The sequence below is a fragment of the Rhodococcus spongiicola genome (assembly GCF_004011835.1).
Lineage (GTDB): Bacteria > Actinomycetota > Actinomycetes > Mycobacteriales > Mycobacteriaceae > Prescottella > Prescottella spongiicola.
Window position 1 is genome coordinate 234,327 of record NZ_RKLN01000005.1, and the last position, 21,106, is coordinate 255,432.

Sequence of the window (21,106 nt, forward strand, 5' to 3'; positions counted from 1 at the left end):
CCGGACCGAATCCGGTGCCGCACTAGGCTGGCGAGTGTGACCTCGCCCGAACTGACGCTCACCGTCCGGCTCAACACCTCTGCCGCGGACGCCCGCCGTGGTGTCGTGCGCCTGCACCCCGAGGTGCTCGCCGCGCTCGGTCTGAGGGAATGGGACGCGATCGCGCTGATCGGCGCCCGCCGAACAGCCGCGGTCGCCGGACTCGCACCCGCCGGCACCCCTACCGGCACAGCGCTGCTCGACGACGTCACTCTCTCCAACTCCGGGTTGCGCGAGGACTCTGCGGTCGTCGTCGCACCCGTCACCGTGTACGGCGCACGCGCGGTCACCGTGAGCGGCTCGGCAATGGCGCGGCAGGCCATCTCGGACACGACGCTGCGGCAAGCACTGCTCGGCAAGGTGCTCACAGTGGGTGATGCGGTGTCGTTGCTGCCCCGCGACCTCGGGCCGGGCACCAGTACCGCGCCGGCAACCCAGGCGCTGTCTCGGACCTTCGGTGTCACTTGGACATCGGAGTTGCTGACCGTCACCGGCGTCGACCCGTCGAGCGGTCCGGTGAGTGTGCAACCGAACTCAGCAGTGAGCTGGGGATCGGAGGTGACCGGCTCCCGTCCGGCACCGTCGGCGGCCGCGGCTTCAGCATCGTCGGAGCTCGCGCAGGTGGGGACCGAGCCTCGAACGACCGACGTCGTCCCGGTCGAGGACCTCGTCGGTGCCCACTTCCAGGCCGCAAAGCTATCCGAGTGGCTCACCCTCGCCCTCGACGAACCCGAACTGCTGCAGAAACTCGGTGCTTCACCGCATCTCGGTGTTCTCGTCACCGGACCTGCGGGGGTCGGCAAGTCGATGCTGGCGCGGTCGGTCCTGGCGAATCGTCGAGTCGTCGAACTCGACGGCCCGGGTGTCGGCGCGTCCGAAGCACAGTCGCGGCTCGAGCGCGTGACCGCGGCCGTCGACGCGGTGCGCTCCGGCGGGGTGCTGCTCGTCACCGACATCGACGCACTGCTGCCCGCGGCGCGTGAACCCGTCTCGACGCTCGTCCTCGACCAACTGCGCCGTGCGGTGGACACCGCGTCGGTGGCGCTCGTCGCAACCACCGCGCACCCCGAGTCGCTGGACGACCGATTGCGCTCACAGGATCTGTGCGACCGAGAGCTCTCGCTGCCGCTGCCGGACAGCACCGGCCGCCGACAACTGCTCGAGCTGCTCCTCCGCAAGGTACCCACCAGCGATCTCGACCTCACCGAGATTTCCTCACGCACGCCTGGATTCGTAGTCGCCGACCTCGCGGCCCTGTGCCGCGAAGCCGCGCTGAGGGCCGCGTCGCGCGCCAACGACACCAAGCAGGAGCCGAACCTGACACAGCAGGACCTACTCGGAGCCCTGGAGGTGATCCGCCCGCTGTCACGTTCGGGCACGGAGGAACTCGCGATCGGCACAGTCACCCTGGACGACGTCGGCGACATGGTCGAGACCAAGCAGGCGCTCACCGAAGCAGTTCTGTGGCCCCTGCAGCACCCGGACTCCTTCGCACGCCTGGGCGTCGATCCGCCGCGCGGTGTCCTGCTGTACGGCCCCCCCGGCTGCGGCAAGACCTATCTCGTTCGCGCCCTGGCCAGTTCTGGACAGCTGAGCGTCCATGCCGTCAAGGGCGCCGAGCTGATGGACAAATGGGTAGGCGCGTCGGAGAAGGCGGTGCGCGAACTTTTCCAACGGGCCCGAGACTCGGCGCCGTCGCTCATCTTCCTCGACGAGATCGACGCGCTCGCCCCGCGCCGGGGACAGAGTTCCGACTCAGGCGTCTCCGACCGGGTCGTCGCCGCACTGCTCACCGAACTCGACGGGGTCGAACCCCTTCGCGATGTCGTCGTGCTCGGCGCCACCAACCGACCTGACCTGGTCGACCCCGCCCTGTTGCGACCCGGACGCCTCGAGCGCCTCGTGTTCGTGCCACCGCCGAACGCGGATGCGCGCACGGAGATCCTGCGGACGTCGGGCAGGTCGGTGCCGCTCGCCGCCGACGTGGACATCGAAGCCCTTGCGCAGGACCTCGAGGGCTACTCGGCCGCGGACTGCGCGGCACTGCTACGAGAGGCGGCGCTCGCAGCGATGCGACGCAGCGTCGACGCCGCCGATGTCACTGCGGACGACGTCGCCGCGGCGCGCGAGAAGGTGCGAGCATCACTGGACCCGGAGCAGGTGGCACACCTGAAGGCCTATGCCGAAAGCCGGTGAGCGGCAGGTAGCGTCGGGGTGATGACCTTGAACGTCCGCTCGTCCCTGTCCGGCGTGGCTGTTTTGTTCGCTGGGATCCTGGGGACGTTCGTGCTCATCAGCCCACCCCAGTCGGGCTCGATGTTCACCGCAACCGCACGCCAGTTGGAGGCTTGGAACCGTACCCTGCCCACGGGTGTCGCGGTCGCGTGTGTGCTCGCCGTACTCACGTACGCCGCGATCCAGCGTGCGGCGTCGGTGCGCCCGGCGTGGATCACGGCGGTCGTCACGACGGCCGTGTTGATCGCAGCCCGCCTGATGGTGTCCGGCGTGAGCGATCTCGACCAGCTGACGCTGCTGTACTACACGAAGTGCGTGGCCGGGGGTGTCCTGCTGGGTGCGGCGGTGGCGGCCGCGTGGTCACGCACGCTGCCCCGGCTCCTCCTGGCCGGTGCCGTCGTGTCGACGTTCGTCGTCGCCCACACCGCACACGCCGCCTGGTCGCCGAGCACGTCGGTGCTCGGAGAGCCGTTCTGGTGGATGCTCTTGCCCGCCCTGGCCCTCGCCGCAGTGTGCGCGGTGATCGATACCGAGGAACCCGCACGCACCGACGGCACGGTCGTGCGCGAAGTGATCGCGGCCGTCGTGACGCTGGCGCTCGCGCATCGACTGCTCGGTGAGTGGATCGATGGCCAGAGCGGATCTCGGTTCCGGCTTTGGGTCGTCGCCGGCCTGTGTCTCGTACTCGTCGTCGCGCTCACCGAGTTCTGGGCCCGGCGCCTCGAGTCACAGTTCCTGCTTGCGGCCACAGCCGTTGCGGCTGTGGCGCCGTTCGCCACGACAGCGCTCGCATGGGGCCATCTTCGGCTGACCCCGTGGGTGCCGGTCACGGTCGGGGTCGCCACGGTGGCGGTCGGCGTGACGGTCGGGCTGTGGCGACCGTTGCCCCTGGCCGGTCTTGCCACGCTCGCCCTGATCCCCCTGGTCACCGCGATCGATCCCACGCCCCCCAACAGCCAGGCGTGGTTCCTCGCGGAACTCGCGGTCCTCGGCGTGGGAATCGGGCTGGCGCTCGGCGCGACCCTGCCCGACAGCGGAGCCCCCGCCGCGCTCGGACTGGTGGTGCCGCTGCTGTCACTGGTGTTCGCAACCGTCGTCGGCGCCACGACCACGTTCGAGACCACCGGATACGCACCGATCGTCAACGCCGAGTGGCCGCACCGCGACGGCGATGTCGTCTCGATCCTCGAGACCGATCTGTTGACGTCCAGCATCACCTTCGACCGCGGTGCGGCCATCGCGCTGCTGCTCGTCGTCGTGTTCTGCGCGATTGCGATTCGCGGATTACGGGCCCGTCCCGTCCCGCGTGCGGACTGACGCTTCGCCGGCAATCGTGCACAGCGGGGACCAAAATCTGTCCGTCAGTCGACGAGATCCAACTCTTTCAGTTTTGCGAAGACGAGCCGCGAACCGGGCGCAGTCTCGGACATCGCGGTGTACTCGGCTTCGGTGAAGTAGCGGATCTCGGCGATTTCGCCTGTCGCCTGAGGTTCATCGACGAGCTCGGCGATGAAGCACGTCATGTGCAGCCGGACGCCGTGACCGTGTCCGAATGCCGGGGCTTCGAAGACTCCCAACTCACGGAGGGTGCCGGGCGCGATGTCGGTGTCGAGTTCCTCGCGAATCTCCCGGTGCAGTGCCTGCTCGGGGGTCTCGCCGGGATCGATCTTTCCCCCTGCCATGTAGAACGCGGTCTTGCCGGCCGACCGGGCCTGCAGCATGCGGCGGTCACGGATGTGGGCGAGCGCGGCGGTACGGATCGGGGTGAGCTTGTCGTCGAACACCCGTCGAAAAGTACTCGGGTTCCGCGCTCCTCGCCGACCCGGCCGACGCGTGTCCGATTTCCTTGTTGAAAGGCTTGTCCCAGTCCGCTCAGTAAGATGGCCTCGTAGCCCACTCTGCTAGCTAAGCGAACGGTCTACTCGACTATCGGCTAACGCTGATTCGTCACCCCGCCGCCCGACGACCCGACGGAGTGTCATTTGCTTGTCGTATTGATCGCTCACGCAGTAGCGGCTGTTTTGGCTCCGCTCGTCGTGCGGTCGATGGGGCGCAATGGGTTCTTTCTGCTCGCACTGGTACCGCTGGGAAGCCTCGGCTGGGTGCTCGCGAACTGGGGGCAGGAACGCGAACTGCACATCCAGTGGGCACCCGGCCTGTCGATGGACATCGACATGCGGTTCGACTCGCTCGCCGCGATCATGTCCGTCCTGGTCCTCGGCGTCGGAACTCTGATCCTGATCTACTGCGGTCGCTACTTCACCAACGACGAACGCCGGCTCGGCATCTTCGCCGCCGAGATGGTCGCGTTCGCGGGCGCCATGTTCGGTCTCGTGACCAGCGACAACATGATCATCCTCTACACGTTCTGGGAACTGACGACGGTCCTGTCGTTCCTGCTGGTGGGTCACTACGCCGAACGAGCGACCAGCCGCCGCGCCGCCACGCAAGCACTGCTGGTGACCACCGCTGGTGGCCTCGCGATGCTGGTCGGCATCCTCATGCTCGGGCAGTCGGTGGGCAGCTACAACCTCTCCGACGTTGTTGCGAACCCGCCGAGCGGTTGGCTCGCGAGCGTCGCGCTGGTACTGGTGCTGATCGGTGCACTGTCGAAGTCCGCGATTGTGCCGTTGCACTTCTGGCTTCCGGGTGCAATGGCCGCGCCCACCCCGGTCAGCGGCTATCTGCACGCGGCTGCGATGGTCAAGGCCGGCATCTATCTCGTTGCGCGGCTGGCGCCCGGGTTCTCGGATTCGACACCGTGGCGGGTCACCATCATCACGCTGGGCCTTGCGTCGATGCTGCTCGCCGGCTGGCGTGCGCTGCGTTCGTTCGACCTGAAACTGGTGCTCGCGTTCGGCACCGTGAGCCAACTCGGGTTCATGATGGTGCTCGTCGGTCTCGGATCCCGCGACGCGGCCCTCGCAGGAATGACGATGATCATCGCGCACGGACTCTTCAAGGCCGCGCTGTTCATGGTGGTCGGCATCATCGACCACAGCACAGGCACCCGCGACATACGCAAACTCGCCCACCTGGGCGCGAAGGCTCCGTGGCTGGCCGCCATCGCCACGCTTGCGGCGGCGTCGATGGCCGGGCTGCCGCCCTTCCTCGGGTTCGTCGGCAAGGAGGCCGCACTCGAATCCATCCTCGAGGCGAACGTGCTCGAGCCGTGGGAACAGACCGTGACCGCCGCCGCGATCACACTCGGATCGATCCTCACCGTCGCATACAGCATCCGGTTCGTGTGGGGTGCGTTCGGCCGCAAACGGTTACGGCAGCCGAGCCCTGCGGTCACGGGCATGCACGCCCCGGGCGCACTGCTGCTGGCCCCGTCCGCGGTCCTTGCAGTTGCCGGTCTGCTCGCCGGCCCGCTGTCACCGCAGCTCGAGAAGCTACTGACGCCGTACTCGACGACGCTGCCCGCCGGCCCGCACGCCGACTACCACCTGGGTCTGTGGCACGGAATCACCACTCCGCTGCTGCTCACCGTCACGATCGTCCTTCTCGGTACGGTGCTGTTCGTGGCCCATCGCTGGGCCGTGGCCCGCCTACAGTTCAAGAACCCGCCGCTCGGCAACGCCGACCGCGCGTACGACGCCACACTGCGGGGGATGGACGCGCTGTCGATGCGCCTCACCGGCTTCACCCAGCGCGGCTCGCTGCCGCTCACGCAGTCGACGATCCTCGCGACGTTGATGCTGTTGCCCATGATCGTGCTGGCGCTGTACACCGACGCCTGGGCCGAGTTCCGACTGTGGGATTCGCCGCTGCAGTTCACTGTCGGCCTCGGGATGATCGGGGCCGCCCTGGCCACGACGGTGATGCGCAACCGCCTGGCCGCGGTGATCCTCGTGGGACTCACCGGCTACGGCTGCGGGGTCCTGTTCGCGCTGCACGGGGCGCCCGACCTGGCACTGACCCAGTTCCTCGTCGAGACGCTGACCTTGGTGATCTTCGTTTTGGTGCTTCGCAAACTGCCCGCCGAGGTCGACGAGCGTCAGTCCGTCGGCTTCAAAGTTCCCCGCGCACTCCTGGCGATCGGCGTCGGTACCGCGGTCACCATCCTCGCCGCGTACGCGGTGAACGCCCGCAACACGGTGCCGATCCACTACCAGTTGCCGGAGGCGGCATACGTACTCGGGGACGGCCGCAACGTGGTCAACGTGCTCCTCGTCGACATCCGCGCGTGGGACACCTTCGGCGAGATCTCGGTGTTGCTGGTCGCAGCCACCGGTGTCGCGAGCCTCGTGTTCCGGAGCCGCCGCTTCGGGACCGCGCCTCGTGTGGCCGACGCCCCCACCGTCGTGCTCGACGCGGCTTCGTCGAGTTCGGAGCGGACCTGGCTGCGTGGCGGCGACCTGATCGACCCGCGACACCGGTCGCTGGTGCTCGAGGTGACCACCCGGCTGATCTTCCCGACGATGATGGTTCTGTCCGTCTACTTCTTCTTCTCCGGCCACAACGCACCCGGTGGCGGCTTCGCCGGCGGGCTCACCGCCGGGCTTGCATTGGTCCTGCGATATCTCGCCGGCGGCCGGTACGAACTCGGCGAGACCGTCCCGATCGACGCGGGCAAGATCCTCGGCCTCGGCCTCGGCCTCGCCGCCGGCACTGCGGCGGCCTCGCTGTTCCTCGGCGCCCCGCCGCTGTCGTCGGCCGTGTTCGAGGTGACGCTGCCGCTGCTCGGCGACATCAAACTCGTCACCGCGCTCTTCTTCGACCTAGGGGTGTACCTGATCGTGGTGGGCCTGGTGCTCGACGTGCTCCGAAGCCTCGGTGCCCGACTCGACGCACGGGAGGAGGTGAACGCGTGAGTGCCGATCTCGCTTCGTTGATCCTCATCGGCGCGCTCACCGCCGCGGGCGTGTACCTGCTGGTCGAACGCAGCATCACCCGAATGCTGCTGGGCATACTGCTGATCAGCAACGCCGTGAATCTGCTGATCCTCACCGCCGGCGGTCGCGCGGGCAACCCCCCGATCGTGGGCCGCGAACCCTTCCGCGAGGAGATGGCGGATCCACTCGCACAGGCAATGATCCTGACCGCGATCGTCATCACCATGGGTATCGCCGCGTTCGTGCTCGCACTCGCATACCGGGCCTTCAAGATCAACACCATGGACCGCCTCGAGGACGACACCGAGGACACCAAGGTTTTCAAACGGCGCAGCCCCGCCGAGGCTCCCGATCGCGACCGCTCCGACGACCCATTGACCGGCGCCCCGAGCAAGAGCGGCGACGCCTTCGACGCCGCGGGCAATCCGATCCCCGTCGACCTCCTGGAGGATCCCGAGGACTACCAGTCCTACCAGAATCTTCACGGAGACGAAGACGAGGAAGACGAAAGGGAATCCGGCGGTATGGGATCCGGGGTACCGAGGGGACGACGATGAGCCTGTCTCCCGATCTCATCCGGACACTCGCGCCCCTGCCGGTCCTGATCCCGATGCTGGCCGCGGCAACCACGTTGTTCGTCGGTCGCCGACCCACCGTTCAGCGCGCGGTCACGATCTTCGCCCTGGTCGCCGTCACCGCCGTCTCGGCGATGCTGCTATATCTCGCGGACCGGTTCGGCGCAACCGCTGTCCAGGTGGGCGGCTGGGACACCCCGATCGGCATCACGCTCGTGGTCGACCGACTGGCGGCACTGATGCTGCTGGTGTCGTCGATCGTGCTACTCGCCGTCATCGTGTACGCCGTCGGTCAGGGCATTCGCGACGGGCAGGAAAACCAACCGGTCTCGATTTTCCTTCCGACATACCTGGCGCTCACGGCTGGTGTGTCCAACGCGTTCCTCGCCAGCGACCTGTTCAACATGTTTGTCGGCTTCGAGGTGCTGCTGGCCGCGAGCTTCGTGCTGTTGACACTGGGAGCGAGCGCGGACCGCGTCCGAGCCGGTGTGTCGTACGTCATGGTCTCGATGGTGTCGTCGCTGATCTTCCTGGCCGGCATCGGCTTTGCATACGCCGCGACCGGCACCCTCAATCTGGCGCAGATGTCCGAGCGGCTCGACGACATCCCCACCGGCACCCGCATGGCCATCTTCGGTGTGCTGCTGGTGGCGTTCGGTATCAAGGCTGCGGTGTTCCCGCTGTCGGCATGGCTGCCCGACTCCTACCCCACCGCCCCGGCCCCGGTCACGGCGGTGTTCGCGGGCCTTCTCACCAAGGTGGGTGTGTACGCGATCATCCGCGCCCACTCACTGTTGTTCCCGCAGGGGGAGCTCGACGACGTCCTGATGGTTTGCGGTCTGCTCACCATGATCGTCGGCATCCTGGGTGCGATCGCGCAGAGCGACATCAAGCGTCTGCTGTCGTTCACCCTGGTCAGCCATATCGGCTACATGATCTTCGGTGTCGCGCTCTCGACGCAGTCCGGTCTGTCCGGCGCCGTCTACTACGTGGCGCACCACATCATCGTGCAGACGACGCTGTTCCTGGTGGTGGGTCTGATAGAACGGCAGGCCGGATCGTCGTCGCTCCGCCGTCTCGGCGGCCTCGCGGCGGCCAGTCCGTTGCTCGCGATCGTGTTCCTGATCCCGGCCCTGAACCTGGGCGGCATCCCGCCGTTTTCCGGGTTCATCGGCAAGATCGCGCTACTGCAGGCCGGCGTCGCACACCCCAGCGTGCTGTCCTGGACACTTGTCGCCGGCGGCACCGTCACAAGCCTGTTGACGCTGTACGTCGTGGCCCGCGTCTGGACGAAGGCGTTCTGGAGGGCCCGAGCCGATGCCCCTGAAGGCGACCTCGCGGACGTGAGCCCGTCGGCGCTGATCGACGAGTCCGAGCGGGACATCGCCTTCGTCGACCGTGAGGATGTGGGCCGGATGCCGGTGTTCATGCTGGCTCCGACCATCGGCCTGGTCGCTGTGGGCCTGGCGCTGACGGTCTTCGCGGGCCAGATGATCGGGATCGCCGACCGGGCCGCCCGGGACCTGCAGAATCGAGACGTCTACATCACGGCCGTGCTGGGCGAGGGAGGTGGCCCATGACCCGCGAACGTGTTCTCCGCATCGGCGTCCTCACCTGGCTGACGACGGTGTGGGTCCTACTGTGGGGGAACGTCAGCGCCGCGAATATTCTCGGCGGCCTCGCCGTAGGTCTGCTGATCATGTGGCTGCTGCCGCTACCGCGGGTGGCAGTCGAGGGCCGCGTGCATCTGTTGTCGTTGGTTCAGCTCGTCTGGTGGATCACCTTCTATGCCGGTCAGTCGAGCGTGCAGGTCGCATGGCTCGCGGTCCGGCCCGGGCCGCCTCCCGTGACCGGCGTCCTGCGGTGCAAACTCGGCATCAAGTCGGACCTGGTGCTGACGCTGTGCGTCGACGTACTGAACCTGATCCCGGGCACCATGGTCATCGAGGTCGATCAGGCTCGGCGCGCGGTATACGTCCACGTCCTCGATGTGGGCACCACCAAGGCCGTGGACCAGTTCTATCGGACCGTGCGTCAACTCGAGCGACTGTTCATCGCGTCGTTCGAGCGGGACTCGGACTGGCAGCCGTCGCCGTGGCACCTACGCGACTACGAGTACCACGAACAGGGCAGGGAGGACCGGGCATGACAGCCGTGATGATCATTTCCGGAGTGATGCTGGTGCTCGCGGCGCTGGTCACCACCCAACGACTCCTCGCCGGACCCGGCAGCCTCGACCGCCTGATCGCGATGGACACCCTCATCGGGACCGCGATCTGCGGACTGTCGGTGTGGGCCACCTACACCGGTGACACCACGATCGTGCCCGCCATCGTCGCGCTCGCCCTCGTCGGCTTCATCGGTTCGGTGAGCGTGGCCCGGTTCCGAGTGCGAGACGACTCATGAACACAGTCCTCGACGTCATCGCCGCGACCTGCATCCTGGTCGGATCGTTCCTCGCGCTCACCGCGGCGATCGGCCTCGTCCGTTTCCCCGACACCCTCTCCCGGATGCACGCGGCCACCAAGCCCCAGGTCGTCGGCCTGGTGCTGGTCCTTGCCGGCGCGGTGATCCGACTGCACGGCAACGTCGACATCTGGATGCTGGTCCTGGTCGGGATGTTCACTCTGCTGACCGCACCCATGATCGCCTACAGCGTCGGCCGCGTCGCCTACCGCGAGCAGCGCGGGCAGGACGGACTGGTCATGGACCGACGCGACGACACTCCTGACACGTTCTACTAGACGCCGATCTGCTGGGCTGCGTCCCACCGGACGGCGTTCCACTGGACGGGGTTCTACCGGACAGCAGGACCCTCGCGCCTTCCACTCTTGTCGCCCGGGCGGTGGCCTCCGAGAGCGTGGAGTGCGCGGGACACAAGCGGGGCGTGCGGTGAAAGGTTCTCCAGTAGTCCAGGGCGAACAAGGCTGGGACACCGAGGAGCAGTGGCGCCGACACCGCCGGGTACTGAGCGATCTCCACCGCGAGGAACCGGTAGCTGAGCAGCAGCACGGCCAGCAGGATCCCGCCGCCGACGACGAGCCGGATCCGGAACCAGCCCCAGCCGCGTTCGGGGTCGCGTAGGGCCGACTCGAGTGCCAGCGTCAGGACCGCACCGGCGATGAGGTCGACCCCGTAGTGGTAGCCGAACCCGAGAGTCGCCGCAAGAGTGGCCACCAGCCAGAACGTGCCGCCCCAGCGCAGCCATCGCGGGCCTTGCCGCGAATGCAGGAACAGCGCCAGCGCCCACGCTGTGTGCAGGCTGGGCATGCAGTTGCGCGGGGTCGCGTCGTCGAACGGCATGGGCGACGGCGTCGGGTCGAACGGGGCGATGCCGGGCCAGAAGTTGCCGACCTGGAAGCCGTGGCCGTCGGCACCGAACACGAAGATCGGCCCGACCACTGGGAAGAGGATGTAGAAGACCGGCCCGACCAGCCCTATCAGCAGGAAGGTGCGCACCAGATGGTGCGATGGCCACCCCTTGCTCAGTTGGTAGAGCGCGACGACGATCGCAGCGACGGGCAGTTCGATGTACACCCAGTGCAGCACGAAGTACCCGACGGGGCCCAGGGCGTCGACGACATCCCCCATCACCCACGCCGGGTTGCCGAGGGCGCGATCGGCAAGCTGGACGTACTGGTCGAGGACCATTGGCTGAGTGATGACGGTGATGTGCAACCACACGTCGCCGATCTTGGTGGCGAGGATCAGCAGCGCACCGAATCCGACTCCGGTGAGTATCTTTCGGCGCTGTTCGCCGTGCCGATTCACCGCGGCGTAAGCGGCGACAGCCGTCAGCACGATCACCGCGCCGTTGCCGACAGTCAGTGGTCCACCGGTGAGGTAGCGAATCGCGGCGATGACGACGTCGATCCCGGCGGCACTCGCCAACGCGATGATCCGATACCGGGTGGTCAGTCCCACGACTCCGAGTGCAAGTCCAGCCCACGGCACGGACGCCGACTTCGGGGTGCCCACGAAGTCGTCGAGGAGGCTGGCCAGTGGCCCCTGGAAGCCCCGAACGGACGCGAAGATCTGCAGGCCGACAAGGGTGACGACCACCGCAGCAACGGCACCCATGAGAAGGGCACGTCGAGTTCGATCGCTGAGCCGAACCGGCTCGGTACGCACACCACCGTCCACTAACACGCCGAATATAGTAAACGGCGGGCAAAGACAGCGTTACGTGTCGAGTTCGTTCACTAGGGAGGCAACGACGGCCCGCACGTCACCGCCGGTGGCAGCGGCGACCTTGCGTTGCCGTTGGTACGACGCCCCGCGGCGGGGGATGTCGGCGACTCGGGCGAGTTCCTCGGCGCAGCCGAGCCTCACCGCTGTGGGCGTGAGCTTCTCCAGCAGATCGTAGAGGTCGTCGGTGACGAGGCGTTCCCGGTTGTCGGCGCCGAGGATCACCTCGGCATCGAGGCCGTATCGGGCAGCGCGCCACTTGTTCTCCTGTACATGCCACGGCGGCATGGACGGCAGCGTCTCCCCCGCGTCGAGCCGGGTGTCGAGATAGACGACGAGGCAGTGGATGAGAGCGACGAGGGCGCTCAGCTCGGTACGGGTGGAGATGCCATCGCACACCCGGACTTCGATCGTGCCCCAGCGGGGCGCGGGACGGATGTCCCAGTGCAGGCCCGCGAGATCGGCGATGACGCCGGTCGTCAACTGGTCGTGCACGTACCCCTCGAATTGGCCCCAGTTCTCGAACTGGAACGGCAGCCCGGCGGTCGGCAACTGCTGGAACATCAACGCACGATTGCTGGCGTACCCGGTGTCGACGCCCGTCCACATCGGTGAGGAAGCCGAAAGCGCGAGCAGGTGAGGATATTTCAATAGCAGCGCATTGAGGATCGGGAACATCTTCTCCCTGGAAGATATCCCGACGTGAACGTGGACACCCCAGATCAACATCTGCCGTCCCCACCACTGGGTGCGTTCGATGAGTTCGTCGTAGTGCGGGGTGCGGGTGAGCAATTGAGTGGACCATCGCGCGAACGGATGGGTGCCGGCACACATGAGGTCGACGCCGAGCGGGTTCGCCGCACGCCGCACCAGCGACATCGTCTCGGACAGATCGTCGATGGCTTCACCGACCGTATCGCAGATGCCTGTGACGAACTCGACTGTGTTTCGGAGCAACTCCTTGGTGACCCGAGGCTTGTCGACCAGTTCGCCGACCGCATCGAAGACCGCCGCGGCGGTGTTGGACAGATCACGGGTGGTGCTGTCAACCAGCGCGATCTCCCACTCCACCCCGAGGGTCGGACGGGGTGAACCAGCGAAGGGGACTCCCACAGGACCGATCCAACCACACGGTCCGAGCGCCCGCAGGACGCCCGGAAGTCCCCGAACTACGGAATCGGGGCCCCGGCGGACGGTGTCGCTGAACGCCTGGTGGGCGGTGTCGCCGAACGACTACCGCCGTGGTCATCAGCCTTCGATGACCCCGCAGGCGACGCGCGCACCGGCGTCTCCGGTCGACAGTGTCTCCTGGTCCGGCGAGGTGGCGTTGTTGGGCAGCGTGTAGCGGCTGGGGATATTGCCGAAGTTGTCGGGATCCGCGTGGATCATCAGCGCGGTGCCCTCACCGTCGTTCTTCAGATCCTCGAGGGTGAACGCGTCGGTGGTGGTAACGAGGTAGCCGACGCCGTCCTCACGCACCTGGAGCGAAGTAAGGTCGCCACTGGCCGGATGCCCGGTGCGGCCCCCCACCTGGAAGTGACCGCCGGCGGAGAGGAAGTTGCCGGGCTCGCCACCGGTTGGGGCGACCGAGTTGGGCTCGCACTTGCCGACCGAGTGGACGTGCAAGCCGTGGAAGCCGGGGGTCAGATCGTGAACGTCGACGGCGATCTGGACATAACCGTCCTCGCTCTCGGCGAGCGTCGCGGTACCGACCTGGCTACCCTGCGCATTGTCGAGCTGCACGGAGACCGTGTCGATGGCGGCGTGCTCGGCACCGCCCGCGGCGGACCCACCCAGAGGAGCCGGCGCACCGGTCCACACCGGCGGGGTGGTACCGGGAACGTCGCTCGGCTCCACGCTGTTCGAGCATGCGACCAAGCCCAGCGCGGTGATTGCGACCACTGGGGCCACGACAAACCAGGAATCGAGGCGGGTGAATTTCGAGGCCATCGAACTGCTCCTTCGGCGTCGTTCAAAATTTCGGATGATCTTGATGAGCAGGCCGATCGATCTGTTCGACCCGATCGATCTACTGGGAGGTAACGATCACGATCACTCCCGGCGGTATGCCGGCAATGCCCTCGAAACGCGGTTCGGCCGGGAAGCCGAGTTCGGAGGCGATGGCCTCCGCCGCCTGCTTCTCGACGGCGTCGTCGCCGTAGTAGACGGTGCTGGTCGGGATGACCCCGTCCGTGAAGTTCGCGGTCTCGGAGACAGTCCAGCCGTCGGACGTCAGTTCGCTCGCGGTCCGTGCGGCGAGCCCGGTGACGTCGCTGTTGTTGAACACCCGCACCGGCACCGACTTGTCGACTGGCCCAGTGGGTGCTGCCGCGGCCGCACCGGTCCCCTCCGGACTGGTCGTCGGCGGCGCAGCAGGAGCCGCGACGGTAGTGGTCACGGCCGGTGGCGCGGTGGTCGTCGGCGAAGTGCCCGCCGCGACCTCGGTGGCTGATTCGTCGGCATTCGAGCCGCCCAAGGCGCCCAGGCTGGCCGCGCCCAGACCCGCGAACAGGATCGCGAGGGCGATCAGCACCATCGCGATCGCACGCAGCGGAGGTCCTGACGAGTTGGGGTTGGGGGTGGTCACTGTTCCGACCTTAATCGGCGTCGGGCTCGTCCGGTAACGAGGTGACGACGGCCGGGCGTTGGTGGCGGCTGGGCCGGCGGGCTATGTCGAGACGTCGAAACCGAGCTGACGCGCGGCCCGGGCCTTCTGCCGACTGGCCCGCAGGCGGCGCAGACGCTTGACCAGCATCGGGTCGGCAGCCAGCGCCTCGGGCCGGTCTACGAGGGCGTTGAGCACCTGGTAGTACCGGGTCGCCGACATGGAGAACAACTCCTTGATGGCCTCTTCCTTGGCGCCCGCGTACTTCCACCACTGCCGCTCGAAGGAGAGGATGTCGTGTTCGCGGCGGGTAAGGCCGTCGGTGCCGACCTCGTTTCCCGATGCCTCGTTTCCCAAGGCATTGTCGGTGCGTTCAGTTTCGTTCCGGGCTGCTGCGCCGTCCATCTCACTCCTCGACTGCTGATCCAGTTCGACCTCGGCGAGACCTCGTACTCCCTAACAGGCCTGACAGCGTCAGGCCGAACGCGTGTCCGAGCACCGGGAACCCGCTTGACCGGACACGAATTACACCATTGCTCTTCCCGGTAATTGAACCATGATCATGACTGCAAGCACCGAGTTCCGGCGAGGCGCGCCGCGAAAATCACGCCCATTATCCTTGGTGACCATGGCAATTCTTCCCATCCGGATCGTCGGTGACCCTGTCCTTCACGAGCCGACCAAGCCGGTGACCGAGTCACCCACTGAGCTCGCCGACCTGATCCGCGATATGTACGAGACGATGGACGCCGCGAACGGTGTGGGTCTGGCGGCGAACCAGGTGGGTGTCGCGAAACGTCTGTTCGTCTACGACTGCCCCGACACCGACGAGGCCGGCAAGGAGATCCGCCGCCGGGGCGCGGTGATCAACCCTGTGCTCGAGACCTCGGAGATCCCGGAGACCATGCCGGATCCGGACGACGACGTCGAGGGCTGCCTGTCGGTGCCCGGCGAGCAGTTCCCAACGGGCCGCGCCGACTGGGCGAAGGTGACCGGCACCGACGAGGAAGGCAACCCGGTCGAGCTCGAGGGCCAGGGCTTCTTCGCGCGCATGCTGCAGCACGAGACCGGCCATCTCGACGGCTTCCTCTACGTGGACGTACTGATCGGCCGCAATGCGCGCGCCGCCAAGAAGACGATCAAGAGGGCAGGGTGGGGCGTGCCGGGCCAGAGTTGGACGCCGGGCACCGACGAGGACCCCTTCGGTCACGACGATGTCGACGGCAGCGACTGACCGGGCGAAATGACCGACTGGGCGGAATGACCGACTGGGCGGAATGACTGACTGAGTTGACCAGAGGACGACTCGACCGGAGTCGGAAGGGAAAGCCCATGGAGCCGAGTCCCGGAAAGCCGGCCCTCGGCGGCAGGGTGGTGGTGCGGTATCGGCTACCACCAGGCGCGTCGCACGCGCTCACCGATGTGATCGGCACGCTGGAGCAACTCGAGCCGACAGTGGTGGTCCGCTCCGCCGACGGCCGAGTGATCGAGGTGGAACGGGATCGTGTGGAGGCGCTCAAGGCATTGGGTCCGAAACCGATGCGCAGGTCCGGGACCGGGTCTGGCGAATGCCAGAGCAGCTGACTAGCCTCCAGCCGACTACCCTCTCGGGTGTGCGACTCGCGACGTGGAATGTGAACTCGGTCCGTGCCCGAACCGACCGGATCCTGGACTGGCTGACGCGTACCGGCACCGACGTGTTGGCCATACAGGAAACCAAGTGCAAGGACGAGCAGTTCCCGTACGAGAGGTTCGGCGAAGCGGGCTACGAGGTCGCTCACGTAGGCCTGAGCCAGTGGAACGGCGTGGCGATCGCATCCCGCGTCGGGCTCGATGATGTGCAGGTGGGGTTCACGGACCAGCCGGGGTTCAGCAAGGACCCCGCGAGCGAGGCCGCGCTGGAGGCCCGCGCGATCGGCGCAACCGCTGGTGGAGTGCGAGTGTGGAGTCTGTACGTGCCGAATGGTCGCGGTTTGACCGACCCGCACTACGTCTACAAGCTCGAGTGGTTGGCGAAGCTGCGTGCAGACGCCGAGGGATGGCTGGCCGGCAACCCGGACGCACAGATCGCACTGGTAGGTGATTGGAACGTCGCGCCCACCGACGAGGATGTGTGGGATCCGGCGTTCTTCGAGGACAGGACGCACACTTCTCAACCGGAAAGAGATGCGTTCAATGCATTCGCCGAGGCGGGATTCAGTGATGTGGTGCGTCCACACGCGCCCGGCCCGGGCGTCTACACCTACTGGGACTACACCCAGTTGCGGTTCCCGAAGCGACAGGGGATGCGCATCGACTACGTGCTCGGCTCGCCTGGGTTCGCCGCACGTGTCACAGCCGCCCACATCGACCGGGACGAACGCAAGGGCAAGGGCGCGAGCGACCACGCTCCGGTCGTTGTGGACTTGGATTGATCAAGCCGGTACGTCGAGGGGCACCATCAGATCGCGGTACTCCGGGTTGGCCTCGACGAACCGCTGGACGTAGGTACATACCGGCCTGATCTTCCAACCGCAGCTGCGAGCGTGGTCGAGCGCGTGCCGCACCATGACCGCAGCGAGTCCCCGGTGTCCGAAGTCCTCGACAACGACCGTGTGCATGAACGAAATCACGGGAACGGAATCGGGCTCTCGGTCTTTCCCAGCGGGCGAGGTGTCGTAGTAACCCACGATTCCAACCAGATCACCGTTGAGCCGCAGCTCGAAGCGGTTCTGATCGCAATTGTCGGTCACGTCGATGAGGGGCGAATCGGCGAACACGACACCTCCTCGGGATAACTTGGTAGAAATTGTGTGACCCACACCACTATTAGTACAGCAGCGCCCCGATGCCTGTCTGCCGTTTGACAGAAATTCGCGCGCGTTCCAGAACGCCGCCCTGTTCGCGGGACCGACGGCCAGCCCCCGCAACCACCATCGCCTACGAAACAATCTCGCACGCAACGCTTTCGACCCTTGCCAGCTCGTCCGACCTGCACCCCTCTTCCGAGGAATCCAGCCCGCCGCTACCGGATAGGCACAGGGCGAAGCCAACTCTCGGCTCGCCCTCCGTCTCTTGCGCATCCGGCACTGCCCGACCACAGCACGGCCACCGTCGAGGTCCGACCTCTCGGTAGGCTCGACATCGTGGACTACCTGCCTCTGACGCCGACCGGCCAGACCCCGATCCGCGCCCTGACCATCGCCGGTACCGATTCCGGCGGCGGCGCAGGCATCCAGGCCGATTCACGGACCATGACGATGTGCGGTGTGCATGCGTGCGTCGCGGTCGCCGCGGTCACGGTGCAGAACTCCGTGGGTGTCAGCGGATTCCACGAGATCCCGCCAGAAACGGTGGCAGCGCAGGTGCGTTGCGTCGTCGAGGACATCGGCGTGTCCGCCGCCAAGACCGGCATGCTCGCGTCGACTGCGATCATCGAGGCGGTCGCTCAGGTGTGCACCGAGGTCGGGATCGGCCGCGACCACCCCGTACCGCTTGTGGTCGATCCGGTCTGCGCGTCGATGCACGGCGATCCGCTGCTGCACGCGGATGCCCTCGACGCCGTCCGTCACACGCTCATACCTATCGCGTCGCTGGTGACGCCGAACCTCGACGAGGTACGGCTCATCACCGGCGTCGAGGTGGTCGACGATGCCAGCGCCCGCCGCGCCGCCGAGGCTTTGCACGCACTGGGAGCGAAGTGGTCTCTGGTCAAGGGCGGGCACCTGCGCTCGTCCACGTCCAGTACCGACCTGCTGTTCGACGGCGACACCTTCCACGAGTTCACCAACCCGCGGATCGACACCGGCAACGATCACGGCGGCGGCGACACGCTTGCCGCGGCCATCACGTGTGCCCTCGCCAACGGCTACGCGATGCCCGACGCGGTCGCGTTCGGCAAGGAATGGGTCACCCGCTGCCTCGAGGCAGCGTACGACCTGGGTGCGGGACACGGACCGGTGTCGCCAATGTGGCGGCTGGACCAGAAGAACGTGTAATCCCCACTCTCACCGCGAGTAGTCACGCAAGGTGAAGACGAAACCGACGGCCACCACCGGCACAGTGAGGATGTAAACCGTGACTCGGAGCCAGGTCGGCCCGTAATAGCTCACGGCGATCGCGGCTGCGAGCGCCGCGATGATCATTACCACTCCGTAGAAGGGTGTGCGCTGTTCGCGATCGGGCACGCACACAGTGTGCGCCTCGCACGTAGGCCGGGCAACAGCCGTCCGACCGGGACGTCAGGGCTGTGCTGGTGCCGGCCGCAGGACGTAGATCGGTAGATCCTCCGGTACCCCACGCTGCGGGGCCGCCAGCAGTCCGCGCCGGTAGTGACTGGCGGTCAGACCCAGCTCCGCGAGCCTCTGGTCGCCGATCGCATCATGAGTGTCACCGGAGATCACGACGTTGCCTTTCCCGCCGAGCTCCATCATCCGGGCGGCGACGTTGACGTCCACACCGAACCAGTCGGCGCCGATCGGTTGCGGCGCACCCGTGTGCAAGCCGACCCGCATGCGCGGCCGATAGCCGTCGTAGTCCAGGTTCGCCAGCGCTGCGCGGGCCTCGAAGACTGCTTCCACTGCTCGGTCCGGGTGGTCGAACACCACCATCAACCCGTCCCCGAGCCTCTTCACCACCTGGCCCCCGCGCTCGATCATCGGCGGCTCGACCATCGCGGCGACCTCTCGCAAAAGACTCAGCGTCGCGCCGTCGCCCGCCCGCAGCGACCAACTCGAGAACCCCACCAGGTCGGTGAATACGATCGTGACCTCGCCGTCGGCCGGCGTACCCCAGGCCTTCTCGAGCACTACCTGCAGCACCTGCAGCGCAGCCAGGCTCACCTCGCGGGACGCGCCGGGACCGGTGTCGATCATTCGTGCGGCCGCTCGGGCCCCACCTGGACCGGAGGTTGACAGGGGGTCACCGAACGCCGGATCCCCCGGGAGCGCCCGCCGTAGGCGCCGGACGGCTTCGACGAATCGCGGCCGCCTGTCTGTGTCACGCACCCACTTCGCGACCGTTCCCGACACTTTGGCGTACCCGCTCCCGTCGCCGGAATCAGCCCGTAGCGATTCCGAGACGTTGGCGTCGTGAAGCGGGTCGTCACTCACGTCGGCAAGAATAATCCTGGCCGGGTCATCTCGCAGAAGTACCGGGTGACGCCGTTCTCCTCGTCTACTTCGTCGCATCGGCGCGGGCGGCCGTCCGGGCGTCGCCCGCCGCGGGGACACCGTTGGGGCCGTCGATCGACTGGGCATAGTGCCCGACCGCGTACCCGATCGCCTCCGCGTTGAGTTCGAGTGCCTGCCGATCCACATTGGCTAGTGTGTCCCGCTCGGTGTGGTAGTTCGGATCGAACAGCGCGTCCGGTTCGCCGCCCCACTTGCTCGCCTGAGCTGCCGTTTTCACACCGTCAGCACCGGTGGTCAGCCCTCCGGCAGGAATTCCGGCTGCGATGAACGGGCCGTAGTCCGAGCGCCCGTCGAAGTCTGTTCCGTCGGGTGAGACTCCCAACTGCAGGAGAATCGACGCGAGTGTCCGCTCGATTCCGGCCGAGCCTTCGGGTCCTGGGCCCCGGCCCACCTCGTCGGAGTCGTCTCCGTCGTACACGAGGTAGCCGGCGTTGTCCGAGCCCACCATGTCGAAATTGAGATAGAGCGCGATATCAGCACGCGCCTCGTCGTCGAGGCCCTCGACGTACGCCTTGGAGCCGACGAGCCCGACCTCCTCGGCCCCCCAGAAGGCAAACCGCACGGCGTTGGTCACGTTGGGCTCGGCTCCGAGCTGCCGAGCGGTCTCGAGCAGAGCCGCGACACCCGATCCGTCATCGTTGATCCCAGGACCAGCAGGCACCGAGTCGAGATGCGCTCCCGCCATCACGACGTCGTCGGATGCACCGGATTTCGTCTGCGCAATCACGCTGCGGGACTTGATCGATTCGATGGTCGTGTCGAGCACGAGAACGGCGTCGCCACCCTGCCGCAGCGCAGCACCTTCGGCTTTGCTGACCCCGGCGGTGGGGATCCGGGCGTCGTCCGTACCGCCCAGGGTGCCATTCTCGAGGTCGGTGTCCACGTTGTTGGCGACCAGGACCGCTGCCGCTCCCTGATCCGCGGCGACCTGCTGTTTCTGCGCGAACGAGCACTCACCCCGATCGACCAGCACCACCGCGCCCGTCACGTCCAAACCGCCGTAGTCGATGCTTTCACAGCCATCGGCGCGGCCCGCCGGCACCGGCACCAGCCGGGCATGCAACCCGCCCGCCGGCGTCGCCGGTGAGTACGTGAGGGCATCCACCGGTACATCGCGACCCGACACCTGCAAGCTCTGACTGGCCGCCTCGAATGTCTCGACGGCGAATTCCGGTGTGTCCACGTCGAATCCGGCGCGCTCGAGCTGATCCACGACATAGTCGAGACTCGCCTCGTAGCCGTGTGTGCCGACGGCCCGATTGCCCCCGTTGTCATTCGCGATTCGCTCGAATTGACCGAGGTCCTCGATCACCGCGTTCGTGTCGATCGCCGACGCGAGGCCCGGCCCGTCCACCGGCGGACCGATGTCGTCGGGATTTGCGCATCCCGCGAGCACCAGTGCGCCGGCCACACCTGCGACGAACGTCACGCTCATCCGCATGGGGGCAGACTACC

The 21,106-nt window shown here is 66.9% G+C and carries 22 protein-coding genes; 12 read left to right on the forward strand and 10 right to left on the reverse strand.

From position 1 onward, the window contains the following. Positions 1–36: 36 nt before the first annotated feature. Complete coding sequence (locus EF834_RS14560; protein WP_127947941.1) at positions 37–2,235, forward strand: AAA family ATPase; 2,199 nt, start codon at positions 37–39, stop codon at positions 2,233–2,235. A gap of 21 nt (positions 2,236–2,256) precedes the next feature. Then, on the forward strand, positions 2,257–3,591 hold the full coding sequence (locus tag EF834_RS14565; protein WP_127947942.1) for a hypothetical protein: 1,335 nt from the start codon (positions 2,257–2,259) through the stop codon (positions 3,589–3,591). Positions 3,592–3,635: 44 nt separating this feature from the next. Here the strand turns inward: EF834_RS14565 and EF834_RS14570 are convergent, their stop codons facing one another. Further along, positions 3,636–4,058: an NUDIX hydrolase gene (locus EF834_RS14570; protein WP_127947943.1), complete on the reverse strand. Its 423-nt coding sequence runs from the start codon at positions 4,056–4,058 to the stop codon at positions 3,636–3,638. Positions 4,059–4,256: 198 nt separating this feature from the next. Between EF834_RS14570 and EF834_RS14575 the strand changes: the two genes are divergently transcribed. From EF834_RS14575 to mnhG, 6 genes are read left to right on the forward strand one after another with little or no spacing between them, the layout of a single operon-like run. Further along, a complete protein-coding gene (locus EF834_RS14575) occupies positions 4,257–7,091 on the forward strand; it encodes a Na+/H+ antiporter subunit A (RefSeq protein ID WP_127947944.1) in 2,835 nt (944 codons plus the stop codon). Then, a complete protein-coding gene (locus EF834_RS14580) occupies positions 7,088–7,669 on the forward strand; it encodes a Na(+)/H(+) antiporter subunit C (protein ID WP_127947945.1) in 582 nt (193 codons plus the stop codon). Before EF834_RS14575 ends, EF834_RS14580 begins: the two co-directional genes overlap by 4 nt. Continuing rightward, positions 7,666–9,267, forward strand: coding sequence for a Na+/H+ antiporter subunit D (locus EF834_RS14585; protein WP_127947946.1), 1,602 nt, complete (start codon positions 7,666–7,668; stop codon positions 9,265–9,267). The genes EF834_RS14580 and EF834_RS14585 overlap by 4 nt, the downstream gene beginning before the upstream one ends. Further along, a complete protein-coding gene (locus EF834_RS14590) occupies positions 9,264–9,836 on the forward strand; it encodes a Na+/H+ antiporter subunit E (RefSeq protein ID WP_127947947.1) in 573 nt (190 codons plus the stop codon). The genes EF834_RS14585 and EF834_RS14590 overlap by 4 nt, the downstream gene beginning before the upstream one ends. Then, a complete protein-coding gene (locus EF834_RS14595; protein ID WP_127947948.1) occupies positions 9,833–10,093 on the forward strand; it encodes a monovalent cation/H+ antiporter complex subunit F in 261 nt (86 codons plus the stop codon). The genes EF834_RS14590 and EF834_RS14595 overlap by 4 nt, the downstream gene beginning before the upstream one ends. Then, the gene (gene mnhG, locus EF834_RS14600) at positions 10,090–10,431 is read left to right on the forward strand and encodes a monovalent cation/H(+) antiporter subunit G (RefSeq protein WP_127947949.1); all 342 of its coding nucleotides are present in this window, start codon (positions 10,090–10,092) and stop codon (positions 10,429–10,431) included. The genes EF834_RS14595 and mnhG overlap by 4 nt, the downstream gene beginning before the upstream one ends. Here mnhG and EF834_RS14605 read toward each other — a convergent pair. From EF834_RS14605 to EF834_RS14625, 5 genes are all read right to left on the reverse strand, one after another. After that, positions 10,391–11,767, reverse strand: coding sequence for a phosphatase PAP2 family protein (locus tag EF834_RS14605; RefSeq protein WP_127947950.1), 1,377 nt, complete (start codon positions 11,765–11,767; stop codon positions 10,391–10,393). The two genes, mnhG and EF834_RS14605, sit on opposite strands and share 41 nt — an antisense overlap. Before the next feature lie 102 nt (positions 11,768–11,869). Then, a complete protein-coding gene (locus tag EF834_RS14610; protein ID WP_127947951.1) occupies positions 11,870–12,988 on the reverse strand; it encodes a glutamate--cysteine ligase in 1,119 nt (372 codons plus the stop codon). Between the two features lie 135 nt (positions 12,989–13,123). Continuing rightward, on the reverse strand, positions 13,124–13,825 hold the full coding sequence (gene sodC / locus EF834_RS14615) for a superoxide dismutase[Cu-Zn] (protein ID WP_127947952.1): 702 nt from the start codon (positions 13,823–13,825) through the stop codon (positions 13,124–13,126). A 79-nt stretch (positions 13,826–13,904) separates the two neighbouring features. After that, a complete protein-coding gene (locus tag EF834_RS14620) occupies positions 13,905–14,462 on the reverse strand; it encodes a LytR C-terminal domain-containing protein (RefSeq protein ID WP_127947953.1) in 558 nt (185 codons plus the stop codon). 81 nt (positions 14,463–14,543) lie between these two features. Further along, positions 14,544–14,885 (reverse strand): DUF3263 domain-containing protein, encoded by a 342-nt coding sequence (locus tag EF834_RS14625; protein ID WP_127947954.1) that lies wholly within the window; start codon positions 14,883–14,885, stop codon positions 14,544–14,546. Positions 14,886–15,108: 223 nt separating this feature from the next. On the opposite strand from EF834_RS14625, the gene EF834_RS14630 reads away from it, so the two are divergent. The 3 genes from EF834_RS14630 (at position 15,109) to EF834_RS14640 (ending at position 16,894) form a co-directional block, all read left to right on the forward strand. After that, a complete protein-coding gene (locus EF834_RS14630) occupies positions 15,109–15,714 on the forward strand; it encodes a peptide deformylase (RefSeq protein WP_127947955.1) in 606 nt (201 codons plus the stop codon). A gap of 98 nt (positions 15,715–15,812) precedes the next feature. Next, positions 15,813–16,064: a putative acetyltransferase gene (locus EF834_RS14635; RefSeq protein ID WP_127947956.1), complete on the forward strand. Its 252-nt coding sequence runs from the start codon at positions 15,813–15,815 to the stop codon at positions 16,062–16,064. 29 nt (positions 16,065–16,093) lie between these two features. Beyond that, positions 16,094–16,894, forward strand: a complete 801-nt coding sequence (locus EF834_RS14640; protein ID WP_127947957.1) for an exodeoxyribonuclease III — start codon at positions 16,094–16,096, stop codon at positions 16,892–16,894. On the opposite strand, the gene EF834_RS14645 is transcribed toward EF834_RS14640, so the two are convergent. Further along, positions 16,895–17,239: a GNAT family N-acetyltransferase gene (locus tag EF834_RS14645; RefSeq protein WP_127947958.1), complete on the reverse strand. Its 345-nt coding sequence runs from the start codon at positions 17,237–17,239 to the stop codon at positions 16,895–16,897. A 366-nt stretch (positions 17,240–17,605) separates the two neighbouring features. Between EF834_RS14645 and thiD the strand changes: the two genes are divergently transcribed. Next, on the forward strand, positions 17,606–18,457 hold the full coding sequence (thiD, locus tag EF834_RS14650) for a bifunctional hydroxymethylpyrimidine kinase/phosphomethylpyrimidine kinase (RefSeq protein WP_127947959.1): 852 nt from the start codon (positions 17,606–17,608) through the stop codon (positions 18,455–18,457). A gap of 9 nt (positions 18,458–18,466) precedes the next feature. On the opposite strand, the gene EF834_RS14655 is transcribed toward thiD, so the two are convergent. The 3 genes from EF834_RS14655 to EF834_RS14665 form a co-directional block, all read right to left on the reverse strand. Beyond that, positions 18,467–18,646, reverse strand: a complete 180-nt coding sequence (locus EF834_RS14655) for a hypothetical protein (protein WP_127947960.1) — start codon at positions 18,644–18,646, stop codon at positions 18,467–18,469. A 54-nt stretch (positions 18,647–18,700) separates the two neighbouring features. Beyond that, the gene (locus EF834_RS14660) at positions 18,701–19,570 is read right to left on the reverse strand and encodes an adenylate/guanylate cyclase domain-containing protein (RefSeq protein WP_127947961.1); all 870 of its coding nucleotides are present in this window, start codon (positions 19,568–19,570) and stop codon (positions 18,701–18,703) included. A gap of 64 nt (positions 19,571–19,634) precedes the next feature. After that, positions 19,635–21,092 (reverse strand): M20/M25/M40 family metallo-hydrolase, encoded by a 1,458-nt coding sequence (locus tag EF834_RS14665; RefSeq protein ID WP_127947962.1) that lies wholly within the window; start codon positions 21,090–21,092, stop codon positions 19,635–19,637. Positions 21,093–21,106 lie beyond the last annotated feature (14 nt).